The organism is Duganella sp. 3397, from assembly GCF_031456625.1.
GTDB lineage: Bacteria > Pseudomonadota > Gammaproteobacteria > Burkholderiales > Burkholderiaceae_D > Rugamonas > Rugamonas phyllosphaerae.
Window position 1 is genome coordinate 582,311 of sequence record NZ_JAVDVB010000003.1, and the last position, 21,639, is coordinate 603,949.

Annotated in this window: 17 protein-coding genes and 1 tRNA gene; 13 read left to right on the forward strand and 5 right to left on the reverse strand. The window is 64.2% G+C overall.

The genetic code is table 11. The features are described from left to right. Window positions 1–87: 87 nt before the first annotated feature. Window positions 88–1,008: a LysR substrate-binding domain-containing protein gene (locus J2X54_RS11340; protein WP_310180714.1), complete on the reverse strand. Its 921-nt coding sequence runs from the start codon at window positions 1,006–1,008 to the stop codon at window positions 88–90. A 77-nt stretch (window positions 1,009–1,085) separates the two neighbouring features. Here J2X54_RS11340 and J2X54_RS11345 point away from each other — a divergent pair, with 77 nt between their 5' ends. Both J2X54_RS11345 and J2X54_RS11350 read left to right on the forward strand, forming a co-directional pair. Next, window positions 1,086–1,535, forward strand: coding sequence for a CidA/LrgA family protein (locus J2X54_RS11345; protein ID WP_310180716.1), 450 nt, complete (start codon window positions 1,086–1,088; stop codon window positions 1,533–1,535). Continuing rightward, window positions 1,532–2,209 (forward strand): LrgB family protein, encoded by a 678-nt coding sequence (locus J2X54_RS11350; RefSeq protein WP_310180717.1) that lies wholly within the window; start codon window positions 1,532–1,534, stop codon window positions 2,207–2,209. Before J2X54_RS11345 ends, J2X54_RS11350 begins: the two co-directional genes overlap by 4 nt. Before the next feature lie 5 nt (window positions 2,210–2,214). Here J2X54_RS11350 and axe2C read toward each other — a convergent pair whose 3' ends face one another. From axe2C to J2X54_RS11370, 4 genes are read right to left on the reverse strand one after another with little or no spacing between them, the layout of a single operon-like run. Further along, on the reverse strand, window positions 2,215–3,300 hold the full coding sequence (gene axe2C / locus J2X54_RS11355; RefSeq protein WP_310180720.1) for a bifunctional acetylxylan esterase/glucomannan deacetylase AxeC2: 1,086 nt from the start codon (window positions 3,298–3,300) through the stop codon (window positions 2,215–2,217). 1 nt (window position 3,301) lies between these two features. Continuing rightward, window positions 3,302–4,057 carry a GDSL-type esterase/lipase family protein gene (locus J2X54_RS11360; protein ID WP_310180722.1) on the reverse strand — a complete coding sequence of 252 codons (756 nt, stop codon included), beginning with the start codon at window positions 4,055–4,057 and terminating at the stop codon, window positions 3,302–3,304. Window positions 4,058–4,094: 37 nt separating this feature from the next. Beyond that, a complete protein-coding gene (locus J2X54_RS11365; RefSeq protein ID WP_310180723.1) occupies window positions 4,095–5,321 on the reverse strand; it encodes a glycoside hydrolase family 27 protein in 1,227 nt (408 codons plus the stop codon). An 11-nt stretch (window positions 5,322–5,332) separates the two neighbouring features. Next, complete coding sequence (locus tag J2X54_RS11370; protein ID WP_310180725.1) at window positions 5,333–6,673, reverse strand: cellulase family glycosylhydrolase; 1,341 nt, start codon at window positions 6,671–6,673, stop codon at window positions 5,333–5,335. A 311-nt stretch (window positions 6,674–6,984) separates the two neighbouring features. On the opposite strand from J2X54_RS11370, the gene J2X54_RS11375 reads away from it, so the two are divergent. The 11 genes from J2X54_RS11375 (at window position 6,985) to J2X54_RS11425 (ending at window position 21,637) form a co-directional block, all read left to right on the forward strand. Next, window positions 6,985–8,094 carry a LacI family DNA-binding transcriptional regulator gene (locus J2X54_RS11375; protein WP_310180726.1) on the forward strand — a complete coding sequence of 370 codons (1,110 nt, stop codon included), beginning with the start codon at window positions 6,985–6,987 and terminating at the stop codon, window positions 8,092–8,094. Further along, window positions 8,091–9,302: an AGE family epimerase/isomerase gene (locus J2X54_RS11380; protein WP_310180728.1), complete on the forward strand. Its 1,212-nt coding sequence runs from the start codon at window positions 8,091–8,093 to the stop codon at window positions 9,300–9,302. The genes J2X54_RS11375 and J2X54_RS11380 overlap by 4 nt, the downstream gene beginning before the upstream one ends. Window positions 9,303–9,305: 3 nt before the next feature. Next, entirely contained in the window at window positions 9,306–10,223 is a 918-nt protein-coding gene (locus J2X54_RS11385) for a carbohydrate kinase (RefSeq protein WP_310180729.1), read from the forward strand. 200 nt (window positions 10,224–10,423) lie between these two features. Further along, window positions 10,424–13,495: a formate dehydrogenase-N subunit alpha gene (fdnG, locus tag J2X54_RS11390; protein ID WP_141749542.1), complete on the forward strand. Its 3,072-nt coding sequence runs from the start codon at window positions 10,424–10,426 to the stop codon at window positions 13,493–13,495. Between the two features lie 21 nt (window positions 13,496–13,516). Beyond that, complete coding sequence (gene fdxH, locus J2X54_RS11395; RefSeq protein WP_070248968.1) at window positions 13,517–14,440, forward strand: formate dehydrogenase subunit beta; 924 nt, start codon at window positions 13,517–13,519, stop codon at window positions 14,438–14,440. After that, window positions 14,427–15,107, forward strand: a complete 681-nt coding sequence (locus J2X54_RS11400) for a formate dehydrogenase subunit gamma (protein ID WP_071651637.1) — start codon at window positions 14,427–14,429, stop codon at window positions 15,105–15,107. Before fdxH ends, J2X54_RS11400 begins: the two co-directional genes overlap by 14 nt. 164 nt (window positions 15,108–15,271) lie before the next feature. After that, the gene (gene fdhE / locus J2X54_RS11405; RefSeq protein WP_310180734.1) at window positions 15,272–16,294 is read left to right on the forward strand and encodes a formate dehydrogenase accessory protein FdhE; all 1,023 of its coding nucleotides are present in this window, start codon (window positions 15,272–15,274) and stop codon (window positions 16,292–16,294) included. Further along, a complete protein-coding gene (selA, locus tag J2X54_RS11410) occupies window positions 16,291–17,838 on the forward strand; it encodes an L-seryl-tRNA(Sec) selenium transferase (protein ID WP_310180737.1) in 1,548 nt (515 codons plus the stop codon). The genes fdhE and selA overlap by 4 nt, the downstream gene beginning before the upstream one ends. Beyond that, the gene (gene selB / locus J2X54_RS11415; protein WP_310180739.1) at window positions 17,835–19,736 is read left to right on the forward strand and encodes a selenocysteine-specific translation elongation factor; all 1,902 of its coding nucleotides are present in this window, start codon (window positions 17,835–17,837) and stop codon (window positions 19,734–19,736) included. The genes selA and selB overlap by 4 nt, the downstream gene beginning before the upstream one ends. Window positions 19,737–19,745: 9 nt before the next feature. Continuing rightward, a tRNA-Sec gene (locus tag J2X54_RS11420) sits at window positions 19,746–19,841 on the forward strand. 158 nt (window positions 19,842–19,999) lie between these two features. Then, the gene (locus tag J2X54_RS11425) at window positions 20,000–21,637 is read left to right on the forward strand and encodes a methyl-accepting chemotaxis protein (RefSeq protein ID WP_310180740.1); all 1,638 of its coding nucleotides are present in this window, start codon (window positions 20,000–20,002) and stop codon (window positions 21,635–21,637) included. Window positions 21,638–21,639: the final 2 nt, after the last annotated feature.

Here is a 21,639-nt window from a genome sequence, read left to right on the forward strand (position 1 = left end):
ACTGCACAAATCAGGGCATGAACAACCAATTCGGGGTCAGTGCCGACATTCGGACATTGGGGAACTTTTTCAGGCCTGTTTTTTGACTTAATGGCTCAGCTCGTGTCCGAATGTCGGCACTGACCCCGAAGTGCGGGCGAGGCTGAGCCAGGCGCGGGCGGCGAAGGACAGGTGGCTGTTGCGGCGCCAGGCCAGGCGCAGTTTCCAGTCGAGGGCCGGTTCGGTCAGCTGGGCGATCGAGAACTGGCCTGGCGGCAGGGTGTCGCAGAACAGCTGGGGCAGGATCGCCACGCCCACGCCCAGGCGCACCAGCGAGGCGACGAAGTCCCACTGGCCGCTGCGGCCGCTGATTTTAGGCTGGAAGCCGGCGGCCGCGCAGGCGTCGGTGACGATGTCGTTCAGCGCGAACGACGCGCCGTAGAAAATGAACGGGCTGTCGGCCAGTTCGCCCAGCGCGATTTTTGGCCGGCCGCGCCACGGCGACGCAAGCGGCGCCAGCACGCACAGCGGCGACGACACCAGCGGCAGCGAATCGAACTCGGTCCAGATGTGGGCATTGCCCGCGTAGTCGAGCAGCGAGCCCATTTCCAGTGTGCCGTTGCGCAGGTTCGCTTCGATGGCCTGGGTGCCATCCTCGAACAATTTGAGTTCGACGTCCGGATACTGGCGGTGGTACGCGGCCAGCAGGGGCGCCAGCGGCTGGTGCGCCTGTTGCGTCACGCCCAGGCGCAACTCGCCGCGCCGCAGCTGCTGCAGGTCGGCCAGCTCCACGTTCAGTTCCTCGTGCATGGCCAGCAGCGCCCGCCCCCGCGCCAGCACCACCTGGCCGGCGTCGGTCACGGTGAAGCGCTTGCCGGTGCGCTCGAGCAGCACCAGGTCGAGCGACTGCTCCAGTTGCGCGATCATCTTGCTCACCGTCGGCTGGGTCACGTGCAGGGTTTCGGCAGCGCGGCTGAAGCCCTGCTGGTCCACCACCGCGACAAAGTAGCGCAACGAACGCAAATCCATCATCTATTCCAGTATCGAATGATTTTCATAATTTTAATTCATTTTATCTTTTAATGGACCGCGCCTAGAATGGCTGCATGAAAACCTCCTTCCTCACCCGCTTGTTCTATACCGTGCTGCAGGTCGCGCTGCTGACCGCCATCTGGTACGCGTGCGACCGCGCCGCCGCGTGGCTGCACCTGCCGTTTTCCGGCGGCGTGGTGGGGCTGCTGCTGATGGTGGCGCTGCTGCTGGCCGGCGTGGTGCGGCCGGCGGTGGTGAACCATGGCGCCGAGTGGCTGCTGTCGAACATGCTGCTGTTCTTCATTCCGCTGATCGTCTCGGTGGTGCAGTTCACCGCCCTGCTCGAGCGCGAGGGCGTGCGGCTGTTCGCGGCGATCGGCATCGGCTTTATCTCGGTACTGCTGGCGACCGCGTTCACGGTGGAATGGGTGTGCCAGTTCGAGCGGCGAGTGCGGCTGCGCAAGCTGCGTACTTTGCGTCAGGGTCGTCAAACAATTCACCTTGGCCAGGAGCAGCCGGCATGAAACCATTCCTCTACCTGGTCCTGACCGTGGTGCTGTTCTACGCCAACCAGGCGCTGCACCGCCGCTACCAGTATTTCTGGCTCACGCCCGCCATCACCACGTCAGCGATCCTGATCGCCGTCATCGAGCTGACCGCCACGCCGTTCTCGCTGTATTTTGGCGACACGCGCTGGCTGCCCTGGCTACTGGGACCCGCCACCGTCGCCTTTGCGCTGCCGATCTACCAGCAGCGCGAGCTGATCAAGCGGCACTGGCTGGCGCTGGGTCTGGGCAGTTGCGCCGGCATCGTGGTCTCGCTGTGCAGCACCTTGCTGCTGAGCCGACTGCTGGGCCTCGACGCCACCGCCGCCCACAGCCTGCTGGCGCGGTCGGTGTCCACGCCGTTCGCGGTGGAAGCCACGCGCCACCTGGGCGGCGAGGCGCAGCTGACCGGCGTGTTCGTGATGATCACCGGCCTGTTCGGGATCTTGCTGGGACAGGTGCTGCTTGGCCTGCTGCCGCTACGAATGCGCGTGGCGCGCAGCGCGCCGTTCGGCGCGGCGGCCCACGGCTTCGGCATGAGCGTGGCGCGCAAGATCGGGCCGCAGGAAGGCGCCGTGGCCAGCCTGACGATGATCTTCAGCGGAATCCTGATGGTGTTGCTGGCGCCGTTGCTGGGGCACCTGCTGGCCTGAGCGAATTACCAGCCCATAATCTTGCGCATCTGCGGCGCCATGTCGCGCGCCATGGCGGCATTCTGTGCGCGCGTGGGATGGGCGTCCTGCCGATCCCCCGGATACGTTGTTGACGGCACCGCCTGCACGCGTGGATCGCCCACGCGGCGCACCGTCTCGGCAATGTAGTCCACCAGCGCGGCCTTGCGTTGGTCCTTCAACATCGCCCCTTCGGTCAGCACGATTTTCGCCTTGGGATGATCGGCCAGCAGCGTGCGCACCAGCTGCACATACGTGCTGACATAATGCTCGCGCTCCGGGATGCCGACGTTGAAGTCGTTGGTACCGATCGCGCTGATGATCAGATCCGGCTGGTACAAACGCTGGTCCCATTTCACCGGCTGCTGCTGGTCGGCGATGGCCAGCTGGTAGTAGTCGGGCAGGTTGAGCTGGTCGGTGTGGTTGTCCCAGGTGCGCACCAGTCCCCTGCCCCCGGCGCACACCAGTTGCACCTGCGCTTGCAGGTCTTGCGCCAGCAGCATGCCGTACGATGCGCGCGCATCCCACCACGACGCTTCCTTCTTCGCACCGGGCACACGGTCGATCGCTTCGCCGCACGTGACCGAGTCGCCCATGACCAGCAGTTTGCGCTGCGACAGCGCCGGCGCCGGCAGCCAGGCGCCATCGGTGTCGAAGCGCTGCAAGGTCGCCTTGCCCAGCCAGGTCTCGGAACGGTTGATGACCTCCACCCGGTGCGAGCCGGCAGCCAGCCCCTCGGCCAGTACCAGCGTTTGCGCGCCTTTGGCCAGGTGGACCTTGCGCGCAGCGCCGCCATCGACGATCACGTCGAAGTAGCTGTTGTCGCTGCTGGCCTCCACCGCCATCGCCGCACGGGTGCCGTCGAACGCCACCGCGAAGCCCACGCCCGGATAGGCGAAATACACGGCGCCATCGGGCCTGACTTCGCTGCGGCCGGTGCGGGCTACATGCGGATCGGCAGCGGTGATGCTGGTCGCTGCGGTGGTTGCCACAGCGGCATTGGTGGCAGGCACCGCGCACGCCAGTGCAACAGCGGGAAGGAGCTGCGCTGCGATGCGGGTGAAGGTCGTCATCTTATTTCATCAGCTTTTTAATATCGGGCAGCATGGCGTCCGACCATACCTGGTAGCCCTTGGGCGTGGGGTGCAGGTAGTCGGCCATGATGGTCGGCGACATGTCGCCATTCGCCTGCAGGAACTTCTTGCCGTAGTCCTTGAAGATGACGGTCTTGCCGTCATCGAGCGTGGCGATCATGCGGTTGAGTTCGACGACCTGCGCGCGCTTGGGGCTGGCCGCCGATTGCTCGTACGGCAGCACCGCGTTGAGCAGGATGCGCGCGTTCGGGTACAGCGTGCGCACCTTGGTGACCACTGCCTTCACGCCGTCGAACACCTGCTCCGGGTTGGCCTGGCAGTGGAAGAAATTGTTGACGCCGATGGTCAGTACCACCAGCTTGGGCGAGAGCCTGCCGGCCTGGCCATGGTCGAGGCGCCACAGCACGTTGCCGGTATGGTCGCCGCCGATACCAAAATTGGCAGTCTTCCACTTGCCGAACGACTTGTCCCACACCTTCTTGTTCCAGCCTTCGGTGATGGAATCGCCCACGAACAGCAAGTCGACCTTGCCAGTCTCCGCGACCTCGATATCTTCCTGGAACATGGCCTGCCAGCGGGCGATCGACATCCACGGGTATTCGACGGTGCGCGGCGCGGGGGTGATGCTGCACGCTTTGCCGTCGATGACGGCCGGCTTGGCGTCGGCCGCATACGCGGCGGCGGACAGCGACAGCAAAGCAGTAGAAATTAGCGAAACAATAAGGCTATTCTTCATTTTTTTGACCTCGGGTTGAACAAGCTTCAAGTGTAGCTCATGTTTTTGCCTTCAGGCGCAGCAGTACCACACCGTGCGACGGCACCTTTGCCTCCAGCTTGCGGGTGGTGTCGCCGGTCTTGCCGCTCCAGGCATCGGTCCAAGCGTAGCGCTTGTGTTTGAAGTCCGCCGTGCGCTTGCTGAGGTCATCGTTGATGTGATACGCACCCCAGTCGAAGCTGACCGGCGCAGCCTGGGCGCCGCGATTGAGCACCATCAGCGCCCATTCGTCGTTGGCCAGCGGTTTGGCCCAGTATTCGACCTCACCGGTCTTGAGAAAGCGCCACGCGGAGACGCCGAGCGGGTCCTGGTTAATGGCGATCGCGCCAGCGTTGGTGACGATGCGGTGGGTAGACGCCGGCATCGACCGCACGTCGTTGCCGAGGATGAGCGGTGAGGCCAGCATGGCCCACGCCGAAAAGTGCGACTTGTCCTCGTCGTCCGTCAAGCCCTTGCCGACCACCAGCATGTCCATGTCGTTCCAGTGACCGGGACCGGCATACTGGCGCAGGCCGGCCTGCTTGTCGAGGATGCGCGTGACACCCCAGGCCGAGAACGAACCCTGGCTGAATTCGCAGTCCCAGCACGGGTAAATGTCGCCGGTGGTGCGCCACGAGTGGCCAACGTCCCTGGCCCAGTCCCACGGCCTGGTGTCGCCCCATTCGCAGATGCTGAACAACATGGGGCGGCCGGCGCTGCGGATGGCGTCGCGCATGGTGGTGTAGGCGCCGGCCGAGTTCAAACCCTTGGTGTCGCACCAGTCGTACTTGATGTAGTCGATGCCCCATTCGGCGTAGGTGATGGCGTCCTGGTATTCGTGGCCACGGCTGCCCGGCTTGCCGCCGCAGGTGGTAGCGCCAGCGTCGGAATAGATGCCGAGCTTGAGGCCACGGCCATGCACGTAGTCGGCCAGCGCCTTCATCCCGGACGGGAAGCGCTCGGGGTCGGGATGGATCACGCCCTTGTCGTCACGCTTGCCGTGCCAGCAGTCGTCGATATTGACGTAGACGTAGCCGGCGTCCTTCAAGCCGTTCTTGACCATCGCATCGGCGGTATCGCGGATCAGCTTTTCATTGATATCGCAGGCAAAGGTATTCCAGCTGTTCCAGCCCATTTGCGGCGTCGCCGCCAGGCCGTCGAACTTCTGGGCATGGGCCGGATTGGCGACCAACCCCGCCAGCGCCAGCCCGTGCGCGGCAAACCATAGTGGCATCGACTGTTTCATGCGCCGCCCCCTTAGCGCTTGATCGATTTGAGTTTGTCGCCGTACTCCTTGATCAGCTCGAGCGAGCTGGTATCGGTGTCGAACACCGAGTACAGGCCCTGCTCTTCTTGCGGCGGGTCGCCCATGAAGTCGTTACCCGGTTTCCACCAGTAGTCGGCATTGGCCGCGCGGCCGGCGCCGCCCCAGGCCCAGAAGTTGAAGCCGGCAATCGGGTCGCCCTTGGCGGCGCGCGTATAGACCACGTCGAACACCTCCTTGTAGAAGCGGTCGCGGATCCTGGTGGTGGCCTTGATGCTGAACGACGGGCCGTCGCGATCGAGACCGAATTCTTCGAGCACGATCGGCTTGTCGAGTTTTTTGGCAAGCTCGATGTGCGAGTTCAGGTAGTCGCGGCTCCTGGCGATGGCATTGTCCCAGGTGCCTTCCGGGTTGCGCGAGTCGAACCATTCCCAGTTCTTGGGCCACAGGTGGTAGGTCAGGTAATCGACATGCTTGCTGCGGTGGGCGTCGAGGAACAGCTGCGCATCCTGGGCGGAACCGGCCAGGCCTTCGCTGCCGGTGCTCACCATGTGGTTGCGATCGAGGCTATGGATGTAGCCGGCGACGTCGTCGATCCACTTGACGTAGGCCGCCTTCTCTTCTTTCGTGGCCTTGCCGTTGCCGGGACGCGGCTCGTTGGCCAGCTGCCACGACATCAGGTGCGGGTCTTCCGAGTACGGTTTGCCGGTGATGGTGTTGACGCGCTTGACGATTTTGGCGATCACCTGGCGATATTCTTTTTGCGCGGCGGCGTTCACATAGAAGCGCGCATTCTTCTTCATGTAGTCGTCGTAGTCCTTGGTCACGTTCGGGTCCAGCGCCGGCGTGCCTTCGAACCAGTTCAGGTACTGGGTCATGCCGCCCGACCACTGCCAGAAGTTGTTCAGGTAAAGCACCACGGTCATGTCGCGCTTGGCCGCTTCGGCCATCAGGAAGTCCAGGCCGACCAGCAGGTTCTCGTCGTACTCGCCCGGCTTGGCGGTGGTGGCGGGACTGACCGCGCTTTTCATGTCGGTTTTTTCGGAGACGGCCAGCACGCGCAAGTTGTTGATGCCGATAGCCTTCATGGTGTCGAGTTCCTTGAGCAGGCGCTTGCGCTCACCCACGCCGCTTGGCGCACCGAGATAGCCGCCGTACCAGAAATTGGCGCCCACGATGTAATAGGCCTGGCCCTTGCGGCTGAAGTGCGTCTGCCTGGCGGTGACGAACTCCGATTTGGCGGCATTGGTCACCGGCGCGCCATCGGCGGCGGCGACGATGCCCGCCGCACCGATCAGCATGGCGGCGGCGCAGAATTTGAACAGTTGTTTCATGTCTCGTCCTTGAAGGTTATGGTTATTTTGTTAGCTGAAAATATTCTGCATGGCCCCGCCCCACCGGTCAAACCAAGGCCGAAAAGCGGGTGCAGTTTAGCCGTCCTCACTAAACACGCTGCTGCCAGGTGAAATGGCGCATTGCAGCAACCCGAGTAGTGGCAAACTATCCGTTTAGTAAATAACGCTAAACTCTCAGCGGAATGCTGTTAGTCGTTTGACCACGCGCGCACGCTCATGCAAGACTTCCTTCACACAGAACCGGCCGACGCCGCAGTCGCGAGCCGCTTCGCAGAAACAATGGAGACCAGATGGCCGATACCGACAACACCGCAACAGCGAAACCGGGCGTGACGATCCGCGACATCGCCCAGGTTGCGGGGGTGTCCGCAGGGACGGTCTCGCGCGCGCTCAAAAATGAACCGGGACTGACCGAAGTCACGCGCCAGATGGTGCTGGAAGCGGCGCGCTCGCTCGGCTACGACTTCTGCAAGCTGCGCCCCAAGCGCATGCGCCGCCTCACCTTCCTGCTGCACCGCCAGCACAACACCGCCGCCAGCAGCCCGTTCTACTCGCCGGTGCTGCATGGTGCCGAAGAAGCGTGCCGCAAGCAGGGCATTGTGCTCTCGTTCATGGCGGTGGGTCCGGCCGATGGCCTGATCGACCAGATCCGCATGCATGCGCCGGACGGCATCGTGTGCGCCGGCTTCTTCGAGCCAGAGACCCTGGCTGCGCTGCGCTCCACCGGCAAGCAGCTGGTGCTGATCGACATGCAGCTGCGCGGCTACAACTCGGTCAACCCGGACAATATGATGGGCGGCTACCTGGCCACCCGGCACCTGATCGACACCGGCCGTACCCGCGTCGGCTTCATCTCCGGCCCGCTGGCGCACTACAGCATCCGCGAACGCGCGCGCGGCTACCGCCAGGCGCTGTTCGAGGAAGGCATCCTGAACGACCCGCGCCTGGAAGCCAACCTGCCCGACGGCGTGGACCTGGAAACCGGCGCCTGGGAGGCGATGGAGCAGCTGCTGTCGCTGCCCCACCCGCCCGACGCCGTGTTCTGCTACAACGACAGCGCCGCCCTGGTGGCCATGCGCTGCTGCCTGGCCAGGGGGTTGAAGGTGCCGCACGATATCGCCATCGTCGGCTTCGACGACATCGCCACGGCAGTCCTCGGCCACCGCCCGCTCACCACCCTGCGCATCGACAAAAAGGCGCTCGGCGCGATGGGCGTGGAGCTGCTGCTCGACCAGCAGAACGCCAGCCAGCAACCAGGCCGGCACGAACCACAACAGCCGCCGGTGCAGCAGATAGCACCGGTGGAATTGATCGTGCGCGCCAGTACCGTGTTCGACGGCTGGCGCGCGCCACAATCTTCCTCCAACGATCGTCCACCAACCTTCTCACGGACCCCATGACGGCACCGAACTTCCAATCCCGCACCACGCTGCTCGACCACATCCGCCACACCAAGCGTTTTTACGATGGCCGCTGCGTGGACCCCAGCGGCGGCTTCTATCACTTCTACAAGGACGACGGCGCGATCTACGACGAGCGCACCCGGCACCTGGTGAGCAGCACCCGCTTCGTCTTCAACTACGCCATGGCCTGGCGCCAGTTCGGCGATGCGGCCGACCAGCAGCGCCTGCGCCACGCGCTGGCCTTCCTGCGCGACGCCCACCGCAATGCGCATACCGGCGGCTACGCCTGGACCCTGGACTGGAAGGCCGGCGTGGCCCACGTCACCGACGGCACCAACCACTGTTATGGCCTGGCCTTTGTGCTGCTGGCCTACAGCCACGCGCTGATGGCCGGACAGACCGAAGCGGCCGAGTGGATCGGCGAAACGTTCGAGTTGATGGAGCGCCGCTTCTGGGATGCGCAGCACGGCCTGTACGCGGACGAAGCGTCGCCCGACTGGTCGCACCTGGACGGCTATCGCGGCCAGAACGCCAATATGCACGCGTGCGAAGCGTTGATCGCTGCCTTTGAAGCGACCGGCGACCGCGCCTACTTGCTGCGCGCGGAAACCCTGGCGCGCAACATCACGCTGCGCCAGGCCGCGCTGGCCGACGACCTGGTCTGGGAGCACTACCACGCAGACTGGTCGGTGGACTGGGACTACAACCGCGACGACAAGAGCAATATCTTCCGTCCCTGGGGTTACCAGCCCGGCCACCTGGCCGAGTGGGCCAAGCTGCTCTTGCTGCTCGAGCGCCACGGCGAGCACCTGGCGCACGGCCAGGACTGGCTGCTGCCGCGCGCCATCGCCCTGTTCGACGCGGCCGTCGGCAAGGCCTGGGATGCGCAGCACGGCGGCTTGTACTACGGCTTTGCGCCCGACGACAGCATCTGCGACGACCTTAAATACTTCTGGGTGCAGGCCGAAAGCATCGCCACCGCCGCCCTCTTGGGCGCGCGCACGGCAGACGCCCGCTACTGGACCTGGTACGACAAACTCTGGGACTATAGCTGGAGCCATTTCGTCGATCATCGATACGGCGCGTGGTACCGCATCCTGGGCGCCGACAACGCCAAGCTCACCGACGAGAAAAGCCCGGCGGGCAAGGTCGATTACCACACCATGGGCGCGTGCTACGAAGTTCTCAATGTGATGAAAGATTAAGCGATGTCCGATTTCCCCATTTTCGTCGCCGCCGGCGAAGCGCTGACCGACATGATCGTGCAAGGTCCGGCCCAGCAGAACTGGCACAGCAAGGTAGGCGGCTCCACCTGGAACGTGGCGCGCACCATGGCCGCGCTCGATGTACCCACCGCGTTTGCGGGCGCGATCAGCGACGACGTCTTCGGCGACGCGCTGTGGCAGGCCAGCGAGCAGTCGCAACTCGACCTGCGCTTCTTGCAGCGCTATCCGAAGTCGCCGCTACTGGCCATCGTCCACCGCACCGATCCGCCGGCCTACTTTTTTATCGGCGACGACAGCGCCGACCTGCATTTCGATGCGGCCGCGCTGCCGCAGGGCTGGCGCGCGCACTGCAAGTGGGTGCACTTTGGCGGCATCAGCCTGGCGCGCCAGCCGCTGGCCGGCAAGCTGGTGGCGCTGGCCGAACAGCTGAAGGCCGACCGCGTGCGCATCAGCTTCGATCCTAACTACCGGCTCTTGATGGATGAACGCTACGACGCCACCCTGCGCCGCATGACCGAACTGGCCGACGTGATCAAAGTGTCGGAAGAAGACCTGGCGGGCCTGTTCCGCACCGAAGATATCGACGCCGCCTTTGCCACCCTGCGCAGCTGGAACCCGCAAGCGACGTACCTTTATACCAAGGGCGAACACGGCGCGTCGCTGCACTGCGGCGAGCAGTCGTGGTCCCGCAAGGCGCCGCAGATCACGGTGGCCGACACCGTGGGCGCCGGCGACGCCAGCATCGCCGCCCTCGCCTACAGCCTGCTGCACCACCCCGACCACGAGCCGGACCAGCACCTGCGTTTTGCCGTGTGCGCGGGCGCGGCAGCCTGCATGACCGAAGGGGCGTCGCCACCGTCGCTGGCCGCGATCGAGGCCTTGGCAAGCCGTGAAGACTGACATTTTAACCACCTGGTAACGATTCTCATTCCAGCTAAAATATTGTCAATATCCCCTTTAGCCGAGAAAAATTATCGTTTTTATCACCGATCATAAAATTAAATGTCTGTAATACGCTGATTTGATACAAGTCATTACGGACACAAAATTTTCCCGGTGATAAACTTGGAATGTCCCCTTTCATAACCAAGAGGCTTCCTATGAACCAGATGTCACGGCGACAGTTCCTTCGGGTAACTGGCGCTACCATCGCGGGTTCGAGCATCGCGCTCCTCGGCTTTGCGCCGGCAACGGCCATGGCCGAAGTCCGGCAATACAAGCTGGCGCGCAGCACCGAAACCCGCAACACCTGCCCCTACTGCTCCGTAGGCTGCGGGATTTTGATGTATGGCCTGGGCGATGGCGCGAAAAACGCCACTGCCTCGATCATCCACATCGAAGGCGACGCCGACCACCCGGTCAATCGCGGCACCCTGTGCCCGAAAGGCGCCAGCCTGATCGACTTCATCCACTCGCCTAGCCGCCTGATGGCGCCGCAGTACCGCGCCCCGGGTGCGACCGAATGGTCGCCGATGTCGTGGGATGACGCATTGAATCGCATCGCCAAGCTGATGAAAGCTGACCGCGACGCGAACTTCATCGAAAAATCGGCCGACGGCAAAACCGTCAACCGCTGGACCACCACCGGCATGCTGTGCGCGTCGGCGGCATCGAACGAAGTCGGTTATTTGACCCATAAAACCATGCGCAGTCTCGGCATGCTGGCATTCGACAATCAAGCACGTGTATGACACGGTCCGACGGTGGCAGGTCTTGCCTCGACATTTGGACGTGGTGCGATGACGAATCACTGGGTAGACATCAAGAATGCAGATGTCATCCTGGTCATGGGCGGTAACGCAGCAGAAGCACACCCTTGCGGGTTTAAATGGGTCACGGAAGCGAAGGCGCATCGCGGCGCCAAGCTGGTCGTGGTCGATCCGCGTTTTACCCGAACCGCTTCGGTGGCGGACTATTACGTCCCTACCCGTACCGGTGCGGACATCGTTTTCCTGGGCGGTATTATCAATTACCTGCTCACCAACGACAAAATCCAGCACGAATACGTCCGTAATTACACGGACATGCCGTTCATCGTCCGCGAGGATTTCGCCTTCAACGACGGCCTGTTCTCGGGCTACGACGAGGCGACCGGCAAGTACACGGACAAGAGCAGCTGGAACTACGAGATGGGCGACGACGGCTATGCCAAGATCGATCCGACGCTCGAGCATCCGCGCTGCGTGTACCAGATGATGAAGAAGCACTACTCGCGCTATACGCCCGAGATGGTGGAAAAAGCCTGCGGCGTGCCGCCGGAAAAATTCCACAAAGTGGCGGAACTGCTGGCATCGACCGCAGTGCCGGGCAAGGCTGCGACCATCCTGTACGCCTTGGGCTGGACCCAGCACTCGACCGGCGCGGAAACCCTGCGCACGGGCGCCATGGTGCAGCTGCTGCTCGGTAACATGGGGATCGCCGGCGGCGGCATGAACGCACTGCGCGGGCACTCCAACATCCAGGGTCTGACCGACCTGGGTCTGCTGACCAATATGCTGCCAGGTTACCTGACGCTGCCCGGCGAGGCGGAGCAGGACTGGAACGCGTACGTGGCCAAGCGCTCGCTGCAACCGCTGCGTCCGAATCAGCTCAGCTACTACAGCAACTCGAAGAAGTTCCTGGTCTCGTTCATGAAATCGTGGTGGGGTGATGCCGCGACCGAAGAGAACAACTACGCCTTCGACTACCTGCCCAAGCTGGACAAGCCGTACGACATGATGCAGGCGTTCGAGCTGATGAACCAAGGGAAGATGACCGGCTATATCTGCCAGGGCTTCAACATCCTGGCCTCGGCCCCGGACAAGCAGAAGATCACCGACAGCCTGTCCAAGCTGAAGTTCCTGGTCATCATGGACCCGCTGCAGACCGAAACGTCCGAGTTCTGGAAACCGCACGGCGACTTCCACAAGGTCGATCCGACCAAGATCCAGACCGAGGTATTCAGCCTGCCGACGTCGTGCTTCGCCGAAGAACGCGGTTCGCTGGTCAGTTCTTCGCGCGTGCTGCAGTGGCACTGGCAAGGCGCCGAACCTCCGGGCCAGGCCAAGAGCGATCTCGATATCATGTCGGGCATTTTCCTGCGCATGAAAAAGGCGTACCAGACCGAGGGCGGCAAGTTCCCCGATCCGATCGTCAACCTGACCTGGAACTACGCCACGCCGCATTCGCCAACGCCGGAAGAAATCGCCATGGAATTCAATGGCAAGGCGCTGAAGGAACTGACCGATCCAAAGGATCCGACCAAGGTCGTCCTGAAGAAGAACGAGCAGCTCGCTGGCTTCGCGCAACTGCGCGACGACGGCAGCACCGCTTGCGGTTGCTGGATCTTTGCCGGTTCGTGGACCGCGCAGGGCAACCAGATGGGGCGTCGCGACAACAGCGATCCGACCGGCATCGGCAATACGCTGAACTGGGCCTGGGCCTGGCCGGCCAACCGCCGCGTGCTGTACAACCGTGCGTCTGCCGACACCAAGGGCAAGCCGTGGGATCCGACCCGCAAGCTGGTGGGCTGGAACGGCACCAACTGGGGCGGCGCCGACGTGCCGGACTTCAAGGCGGACGAACCGCCAGAAAACGGCATGGGTCCATTCATCATGCTGGCCGAAGGCGTGGCACGCTTCTTCTCGCGCGACGCGATGGCGGAGGGTCCATTCCCCGAGCACTACGAGCCGTTCGAGTCGCCGATCGGGCACAACCCGATGCACCCGAATAATCCGCGCGCCTTCAACAATCCGGCCGCACGGATGTTCCCCAACGACCGCAAGAAGCTGGGCAAGAAGGAAGAGTATCCGCACGTGGCGACCAGCTATCGCCTCACGGAACACTTCCACTACTGGACCAAGCATGCGCGCTTGAACGCGATCATCCAGCCGGAGCAATTCGTCGAAATCGGCGAAGAACTGGGCAAGGAAATCGGCGTGGTACACGGCGACAAGGTCAGGGTGTCGTCCAAGCGTGGCTACATCGTGGCGAAAGCCGTGGTGACCAAGCGTATCAAGGCATTGATGATCGATGGCAAAAAGACCCACCAGGTCGGACTGCCGATCAACTTCGGGTTCAAGGGGCTCACCAAACCGGGCTACCTGATCAACACACTGACGCCGACGGTAGGCGACGCCAATTCACAGACACCGGAATTCAAGTCGTTCCTGGTGAAAGTGGAAAAAGCCTGACGGCCCGAGGGAGATTAAAACATGTCATTACAATCGCTAGATATCAAACGCCTCTCGGCCACCACCGTGCAGGCGCCGGTGGCCCGTACCCCGGTCACCGGCACCGTGGCCAAACTGATCGACGTTTCCAAGTGCATCGGCTGCAAGGCTTGCCAGACGGCCTGCATGGAGTGGAACGACTTGCGCGACGAAGTGGGTGAAACCACCGGCGTGTACGACAATCCGATCGATCTGACCGCGCAGTCGTGGACCGTGATGCGGTTCTCGGAATACGAGAACACCGACGGCAACCTCGAATGGCTGATCCGCAAGGACGGCTGCATGCACTGCGAAGACCCGGGCTGCCTGAAAGCCTGCCCGGCGCCGGGCGCCATCGTCCAGTACACCAACGGCATCGTGGATTTCCACCAGGAGAACTGCATTGGCTGCGGCTACTGCGTTGCGGGCTGCCCGTTCGACGTGCCGCGCATTTCCAAGGCGGACAGCCGCGCGTACAAGTGCACCCTGTGCTCGGACCGCGTGGCCGTCGGCCAGGAACCGGCCTGCGTCAAGACCTGCCCTACCGGCGCGATCGTCTTCGGCACCAAGGAAGACATGAAGCACCACGCCGAAGAGCGGATCGAAGACCTCAAGTCGCGCGGCTTTGCGCAAGCTGGCCTGTACGACCCGGCCGGTGTCGGTGGCACGCACGTGATGTACGTGCTGCACCATGCCGACAAGGCGCCGCTGTACCACGGCCTGAAACAGAACCCGTCCATCAGCCCGATGGTGGGCCTGTGGAAGGGCCTGACCAAGCCGCTGGCGCTGGCCGGCATTGCCGCGACCGCGCTGGCGGGCTTCTTCCACTACTCGCGCATCGGTCCGAACGAAGTGAGCAAGGACGAGGAAGCCGAAGCGCTGCATGAAGCACAACGCATCCGGGAGAACAGCAATGAGCGCACCTGATCGTAACGGCGTGAGGGGGGAGATGAGGGACAAGGACGGCAACCCGCTGATCCAGCGCTACACCGCCAATGACCGCAGCAATCACTGGATCACGGCGATCTGCTTCGTGCTGCTGGCGGTGTCCGGCCTGGCCATGTTCCATCCAGCGACATCGTGGATGGCCGTGTTCCTCGGCGGCGGCCAGTGGACGCGCATCCTGCACCCGTTCCTCGGTGTGGTGATGTTCGTCTCGTTTGCGGTGCTGGTGGTGCGCTTCTGGCACCACAACAAGATCGACCAGGCCGACAAGCAGTGGATGAAGCAGATCGGCGATGTGCTCAACAACCGCGAAGACCGCCTGCCGAAGATCGGCATGTACAACGCCGGCCAGAAGATCCTGTTCTTCGTGCTGATCGCCAGCATGCTTGGCCTGCTGTTGTCGGGTATCGTGATCTGGCGCGCGTACTTCGCGTTCTACTTCCCGATCGACGTGGTGCGCTTTGCGGCGCTGCTGCACGCGTTCAGCGCGTTCGTGCTGATTTGCTCGATCATCGTGCATATCTACGCGGCGTTCTGGGTCAAGGGTTCGATCGGCGCCATGGTGCGCGGCACGGTCACCTACGGGTGGGCGCGCAAGCACCATCCGCGCTGGTTCGAATCGGTGATCAAGAATAAACAGCGTGATTGATCGAAGCCTGATGTAGCCTGAAGTACTCCCGGGCGTGCGTCGCCGCGCCCGGGCTCTCTCCTTCGAGAGACCCCGCCCCGGCCAACCCGCGCCCCCGTTCCAATTTCGGATTAAAATACACTTTTGCCCGGCCGACACTTTGCCGCCGGCTACTGGAGAATCTCGTGGTACAACGCTTGCTCGAACCAGGCCAGATCGAAGCCCTCGATCACACTTCCATTCCGCGCCTGCTGCTGCCGCAGGCACGCAGCCTGTTCATGGCGCGCGCGGCGCGCCTGCGCCAGCTGGCCAACAACGACATCAAGGGTATCCCGGTGGCCGAAGCCATGCAGGGATACCTGCAATTGATGGCTGCCGTGGTGGACGCACAAGCTGCGGTTGCAGCCGCCCTGCCGCCCGAGACTTTCAGCCTGCCACCGGCGGCCGATATCAAGCTCTCGATCGATCACAATATGCCGCCGCTGCCGGTCAACGGCGCCCGCCCACCGGAATGGCGCACAGTGTTCGCCGCCCTGCTCGACCACCTGGCAGCATCGATCAAGGATCAACCGCAGATCGACGCCGTGCTGGCCGAACTGCGCGCACTCGATGTGGCGCAGCTCGAAGGCTGCGCCGACGCCGTACTGGCTGAACTGACCGAGGGCGTGCACCCGCTGCACGCACCGTTCGTCGCTGCCGCGCTGCAGGTGATGTGGACCAAGCGCGCCGAACAACTCGATTCGCCGCGCGTGCAACCGCTGGTAACCAATACCTTGTGCCCCGTGTGCGGTTCGCACCCGGTGGCCAGCGTGATCCGCATCGGCGGCCAGTCGCAAGGCTACCGCTATTTGCAGTGCAGTTGCTGCGCCAGCGAGTGGCACATGGTGCGCGTGAAGTGCTCGTGCTGCGAGCATACGAGCAAGATCGCCTACCAGAGCCTGGAAACCAACGAAGACAAGCTGCCGGTGGAAGACGCCGTCGAAGATAAAAACGCAAAACCGAACAAGGCCAACGACCCGAGCAAGGTGGCCCGCGCCGAGACCTGCGACGACTGCAAAACCTACCGCAAGATCTTCAACCAGGAACACGACTTCCACGTCGAGCCACTGGCCGACGACCTGGCCAGCCTGACGCTCGATGTGCTGGTGAGCGAAGCCGGTTACGCGCGCGCCAGCGGCAATCCGCTGCTGTGGTTTAACGCAGCATGACGACGCCGGCCAGCAGCAGCAACGTCACTGAGGCAGCCGGCGAGCAGGTTGCCGCGCCGGCTGCCGGGTCGATTAGCGCCAAAGCGCCGGCGATCCGGCTGCCTGCCGTGCACCTGATCCTGTCCGACGCCGGCTGCCAGCCGCTGATCGAACAGTACGGCCGCACGCAGACCACCGACACCGCGCGCGCATTGCTGGCCGAACTGCGGGCGATGCTGCTGGCTGCGCGCCAGGACCATGCCATTGACAGCGGTGACCGCAGTGGCAGCGTTCAAGGCGCAGTTGCCGCCACCGACGCCGCCACCGACATTCCCGCCCTGCTGGCCATGCTGGCCGAGCGCCTGCAAAACGCCAACCGCGCCAACCTGCGCGCCGTGTTCAACCTCACCGGCACCGTGCTGCACACCAACCTCGGCCGGGCCCTGCTGCCAGACAGCGCGGTGCAGGCCGTGGCCGAGGCGCTGCGCTGGCCGATGAACCTGGAATGGGACATCGACACCGGCAAGCGCGGTGACCGCGACAACCTGGTGGAAGAACTGCTGCTGGAACTGACCGGCGCCGAAGCAGCCACCATTGTCAACAACAACGCCGCCGCCGTGCTGCTGATGTTGAACACCCTGGCCCTGGGCCGCGAAGTGATCGTCTCGCGCGGCGAGCTGGTGGAAATTGGCGGAGCCTTCCGCATCCCCGACGTGATGACCCGCGCCGGCGCCGTGCTGCGCGAAGTGGGCAGCACCAACCGCACGCATTTGAAGGACTACGCCGAAGCGGCCGGTCCGCAAACGGCGCTGATGATGAAGGTCCATTGCAGCAACTACGAAATTACCGGATTCACCAAGAGCGTGGAACTGCCGGAACTGGCGCCGCTGGCAAAACAGCACAACATCGCCACCGCCGTCGACCTGGGCAGCGGCACGCTGGTGGACCTCGAACAATACGGCCTGCCGCATGAAACCACGGTGCGCGAAACGATTGCCGCCGGCGCCGACCTGGTGACCTTCAGCGGCGACAAGCTGCTCGGTGGCCCGCAGTGCGGCATCATCGTCGGCCGCGCCGACCTGATCGCGCAGATCAAGAAAAACCCGCTCAAGCGCGCGCTGCGGGTGGGAAAATTGACGCTGGCCGCACTGGAACCGGTGCTGGCACTGTACCGCGCGCCCGACCTGCTGCCCGAGCGCCTGACCACGCTCAAGCTGCTCACCCGGCCCGCCGCCGCCATGCGCGCGCAGGCCGACCTGATTCTGGCGCCGCTGCAGGCGGCGCTGGGCGGCGCTTACGCGGTCACCGCCGAAGCGATGAACAGCCAGATCGGCAGCGGCGCGCTGCCGGTGGACCAGTTGCCCAGCTTTGGCCTGGCGATCCGCCCGACCGGCAAGGCCAGCAACGCACTGGGCAAACTGGAACAGCGCCTGCGCGCGCTGCCGCTGCCGGTGATCGGCCGCGTGGCGCAGGACGCGCTGTGGCTCGACCTGCGCTGCCTGGACGGCGAGCAGCAGGAAAAGTTCGTCGGCCAACTGGCGCTGCTGGAGCAGGCCGGCGCATGATCATCGGTACCGCAGGTCATATCGACCATGGCAAAACCACGCTCACGCGCGCGCTGACCGGCGTCGATACCGACCGCCTGAAAGAGGAAAAGGCGCGCGGCATCTCGATCGAACTCGGTTACGCCTACACGCCGCTCGCCGGTGGCGACTCGCTGGGCGTGATCGATGTGCCGGGCCACGAAAAATTCATCCGCACCATGGCCGCCGGCGTGACCGGCATCGATGCCGCACTGCTGGTGATTGCCGCCGACGACGGCATCATGCCGCAAACGCGCGAGCACCTGGCCATTCTGCGGCTGCTGGGCGTCAAGCGCGGCGCGGTGGCGCTGACCAAGATCGACCGCGCCGACGCCGCCCAGATCGTCCAGGTGGAAGCGGACATCGCCGCCCTGCTGGCGCCCACCGATTTTGCCGGCGCACCGGTATTCCACACCAATGCCACCGAGGCCGACGACGCCGGCGTGCGCGCGCTGCGGGCGCACCTGTCGCAGCTGGCGGCCACGCTGCCGGCCAGCGACGAACGGCGCCTGTTCCGCCTTGGCGTGGACCGTGTGTTTACCTTGTCCGGCCAGGGCACCATCGTCACCGGCACCGCGCTGGCCGGCACGGTACGCGTGGGTGACACGGTGGCGCTGGCGCCGGGCGGCCAACAGGCGCGCGTGCGCAGCATCCACGCGCAGAACCATCCAGCGGAAATCGGCCATGCCGGCCAGCGGCTGGCGCTCAACCTCGGCGGCGTGGCCAAGGAAGATATCGCGCGCGGCACCTGGATCGTCGCGCCGGCCTTGTCCGAGTGCTCGCAGCGGATCGACGTGGAACTGACGTTGACGCCTGACTGCGGCCTCACGCTCAAACCGTGGTCGCCGCTGCACGTGCACCTGGGCGCGGCCCACCACACCGCCAACGTGGTGCTGCTCGATGGCGAATCGCTGGCGCCGGGCCAGACCGGGCGCGTGCAACTGGTGCTCGACGCGCCGGTGCACGCGGTGCCGGGCGACCGCTTCGTGATCCGCAACGCCCAGGCCACGGCCACCGTGGGCGGCGGCGCGGTGCTCGATCCGTTCGGCCCCGCGCGCAAGCGCAGGAGCGCAGTGCGGCTGGACTGGCTCGATGCGCTGGCCGACTTTATCGCGCATGGCGACACCGCCGCGCTGCTGGCGCGCAGCCCGCTGGGATTGCGGGTATCGGCGCTGGTGCGGCTGTCGCAATTGCCGGCCGCGCTGATCGTCACACCGCCGGGCGCGGTCAACGTGGCGCTGGCCGGTGGCGACGCGCTGCTGATCGGCGCCGGCCAGGTACAGGTGCTCGAAGAACAGATCATGGCCGCCCTGGCGCAATTCCACGAACGCTCGCCCGACGACGCCGGGCCGGAGCTGTGGCGCCTGAAACGCATCGTCTCGCCGGACATGGAAGAGCGCTTGTGGAGCCGCCTGGTGGAGGCCTTGCTGGCCGCTGGCCGCATCGCCCAGCGCGGGCGCAGCCTGCACCTGCCGCAGCACAGCGTGGCGCTGAGCGATGCGGAACAGGCGCTGGTGGCGCCGCTGCTGGCGTCGCTGCTGGCGGGATGTTACGATCCGCCGTGGGTGCGCGACCTGGTGCGCGAGCACGCGATGCCCGAAGCCGAGGTGCGGCGCCTGCTACGCAAGCTGGCGCGCAGCGGCGAGATCAGCCAGGTGGTGCCCGACCTGTTTTATCATCCGCAGCCGCTGGCGCAGCTGGCGCAGATGCTGGCCACGCTGCCACAGGTACAGGCGGCGTCGTTCCGCGACGCCACCGGGCTGGGGCGCAAGCGCGGCATCCAGATCCTGGAGTTCTTCAACCGGGTCGGCTATACTCGGCGCGTTGGAAATATTCACATGGTGCGGCCTGATACCAGCTGGTCCGCCAATAGCAACTAGCACTTCTGCGGAAGGCAATCTCATCCGGTGATGGGGCCGGGCTTCAAACCCGGTGAGGGGCGTCAGCCGTTCCTCTGTAGGTTCGACTCCTACTGCTTTCCGCCATTCCTCTTTCAATTTCCCGCTTTCTACTCCCATTTGCGCCGAAAAGGCAGCGGTGCGCGTCAGCAGTTTCCACAAGGAACAATTTTTTCCAAACGGTGCTACAATTTCTCATCCGCAATATATTTTGCATTAAAGATAATTAAATACCAAGGACTCCTATGAAACTGAGTAATATGAAAGTCGGGGCGCGACTGACTTTGGGCTTCGGCGCCACGCTGGCCCTGCTGCTGGTGGTGGCGATCGGCAGCTCCACTGCCCTCAACACGGTCACCGACGACACCGACAACCTGGTCGAACGACAGTTGCAGACCGAGCGCCTGGTCACCGAGTGGAAAGGCAGCATCGAAACCAACGTCCAGCGCGCGCAGGCGACTGCCCGCCTGATCGACCCGGCCGAACGCAAGTACTTCGAAGACGGCCTCGCCAGCGCCATCAAGCGCAATGGCGAAGTGCAGAAAATGATCGTCGAGCGCCTGGTCGATCCCCGCGCCAAGGAGCTGTATGCCCAGGCCATGGCCAACCGCGACCTGTACCAGGCCGCGCGCAAAGCCGTGATGGATGCGCGCGATGCGGGCGACGTCGAACTCACCCGCCAACTGATCGGACAGAAATTCATTCCTGCCAGCGCCACGTACGTGGCCAGCATCGGCGCCGTGGCCGACCGCCAGCGCGCCGCCATCGACGAAATTGCCAAGGGCGTGCATGACCGCAGCGTGCAGGCGATTACCCTGACCGCCATCCTGACCGCGATCTCGATCGGCGTGGCGCTGCTATTGGGCTGGCTGATCGCGCGCTCGGTGCTGCGCCAGCTCGGCGGCGAACCCGCTTATGCCGCCGGCATCACCGACCGCATCGCCGCCGGCGACCTGACCGTGCGCGTGGACCTGGCCCCCAACGACACCAGCAGCCTGCTCTACAGCATCGCCGCCATGCGCGACCGCCTGGCATCGATCGTGGGCGAGGTGCGCGGCACCACCGAAGCGGTGGCCACGGCGTCCGACGAAATCGCCAGCGGCAATATGGACCTGTCCTCGCGCACCGAGCAGCAAGCCAGCTCGCTCGAAGAGACCGCGTCGTCAATGGAAGAGCTGACCTCCACCGTCAAGCAGAATACCGAGTACGCGCGCCAGGCCAACAAGCTGGCCGCCAGCGCCAGCGAAGTGGCCGTGCGCGGCGGCGGCGTGGTGGCCGAGGTGGTGACCACGATGGAATCGATCAGCACTTCGTCCAAACGCGTGGTGGACATCATCGGCGTGATCGACGGCATCGCCTTCCAGACCAACATCCTGGCCCTGAACGCGGCGGTGGAAGCAGCGCGCGCCGGTGAACAGGGCCGTGGCTTCGCGGTGGTGGCGACGGAAGTGCGCAACCTGGCGCAACGCTCGGCCAGCGCCGCCAAGGACATCAAGGAGTTGATCAGCGACTCGGTGGAAAAAATCACGACCGGCGCCATGCTGGTGGACCAGGCGGGCAACACCATGACCGAAATCGTCAGCAGCGTACGCAGCGTGAGCGACATCATGGAGCAGATCGCCGCCGCCAGCCAGGAACAGGAAGCCGGCATCGACCAGATCAACCAGGCCATCGGCGAGATGGACGGCGTCACGCAGCAGAACGCCGCCCTCGTGGAAGAAGCGGCAGCCGCCGCCGAATCACTGCAAGGCCAGTCGACCCACCTGGCGCAGCTGGTGAGCGTGTTCAAACTGGAAGACGCTACCAGGGCCGCTGCACCTGCCAAGCGCGCTGCGCCAAAACGCCCGACGCCAGCACCATCGCACCGCCTGGCACTGGGCTAATT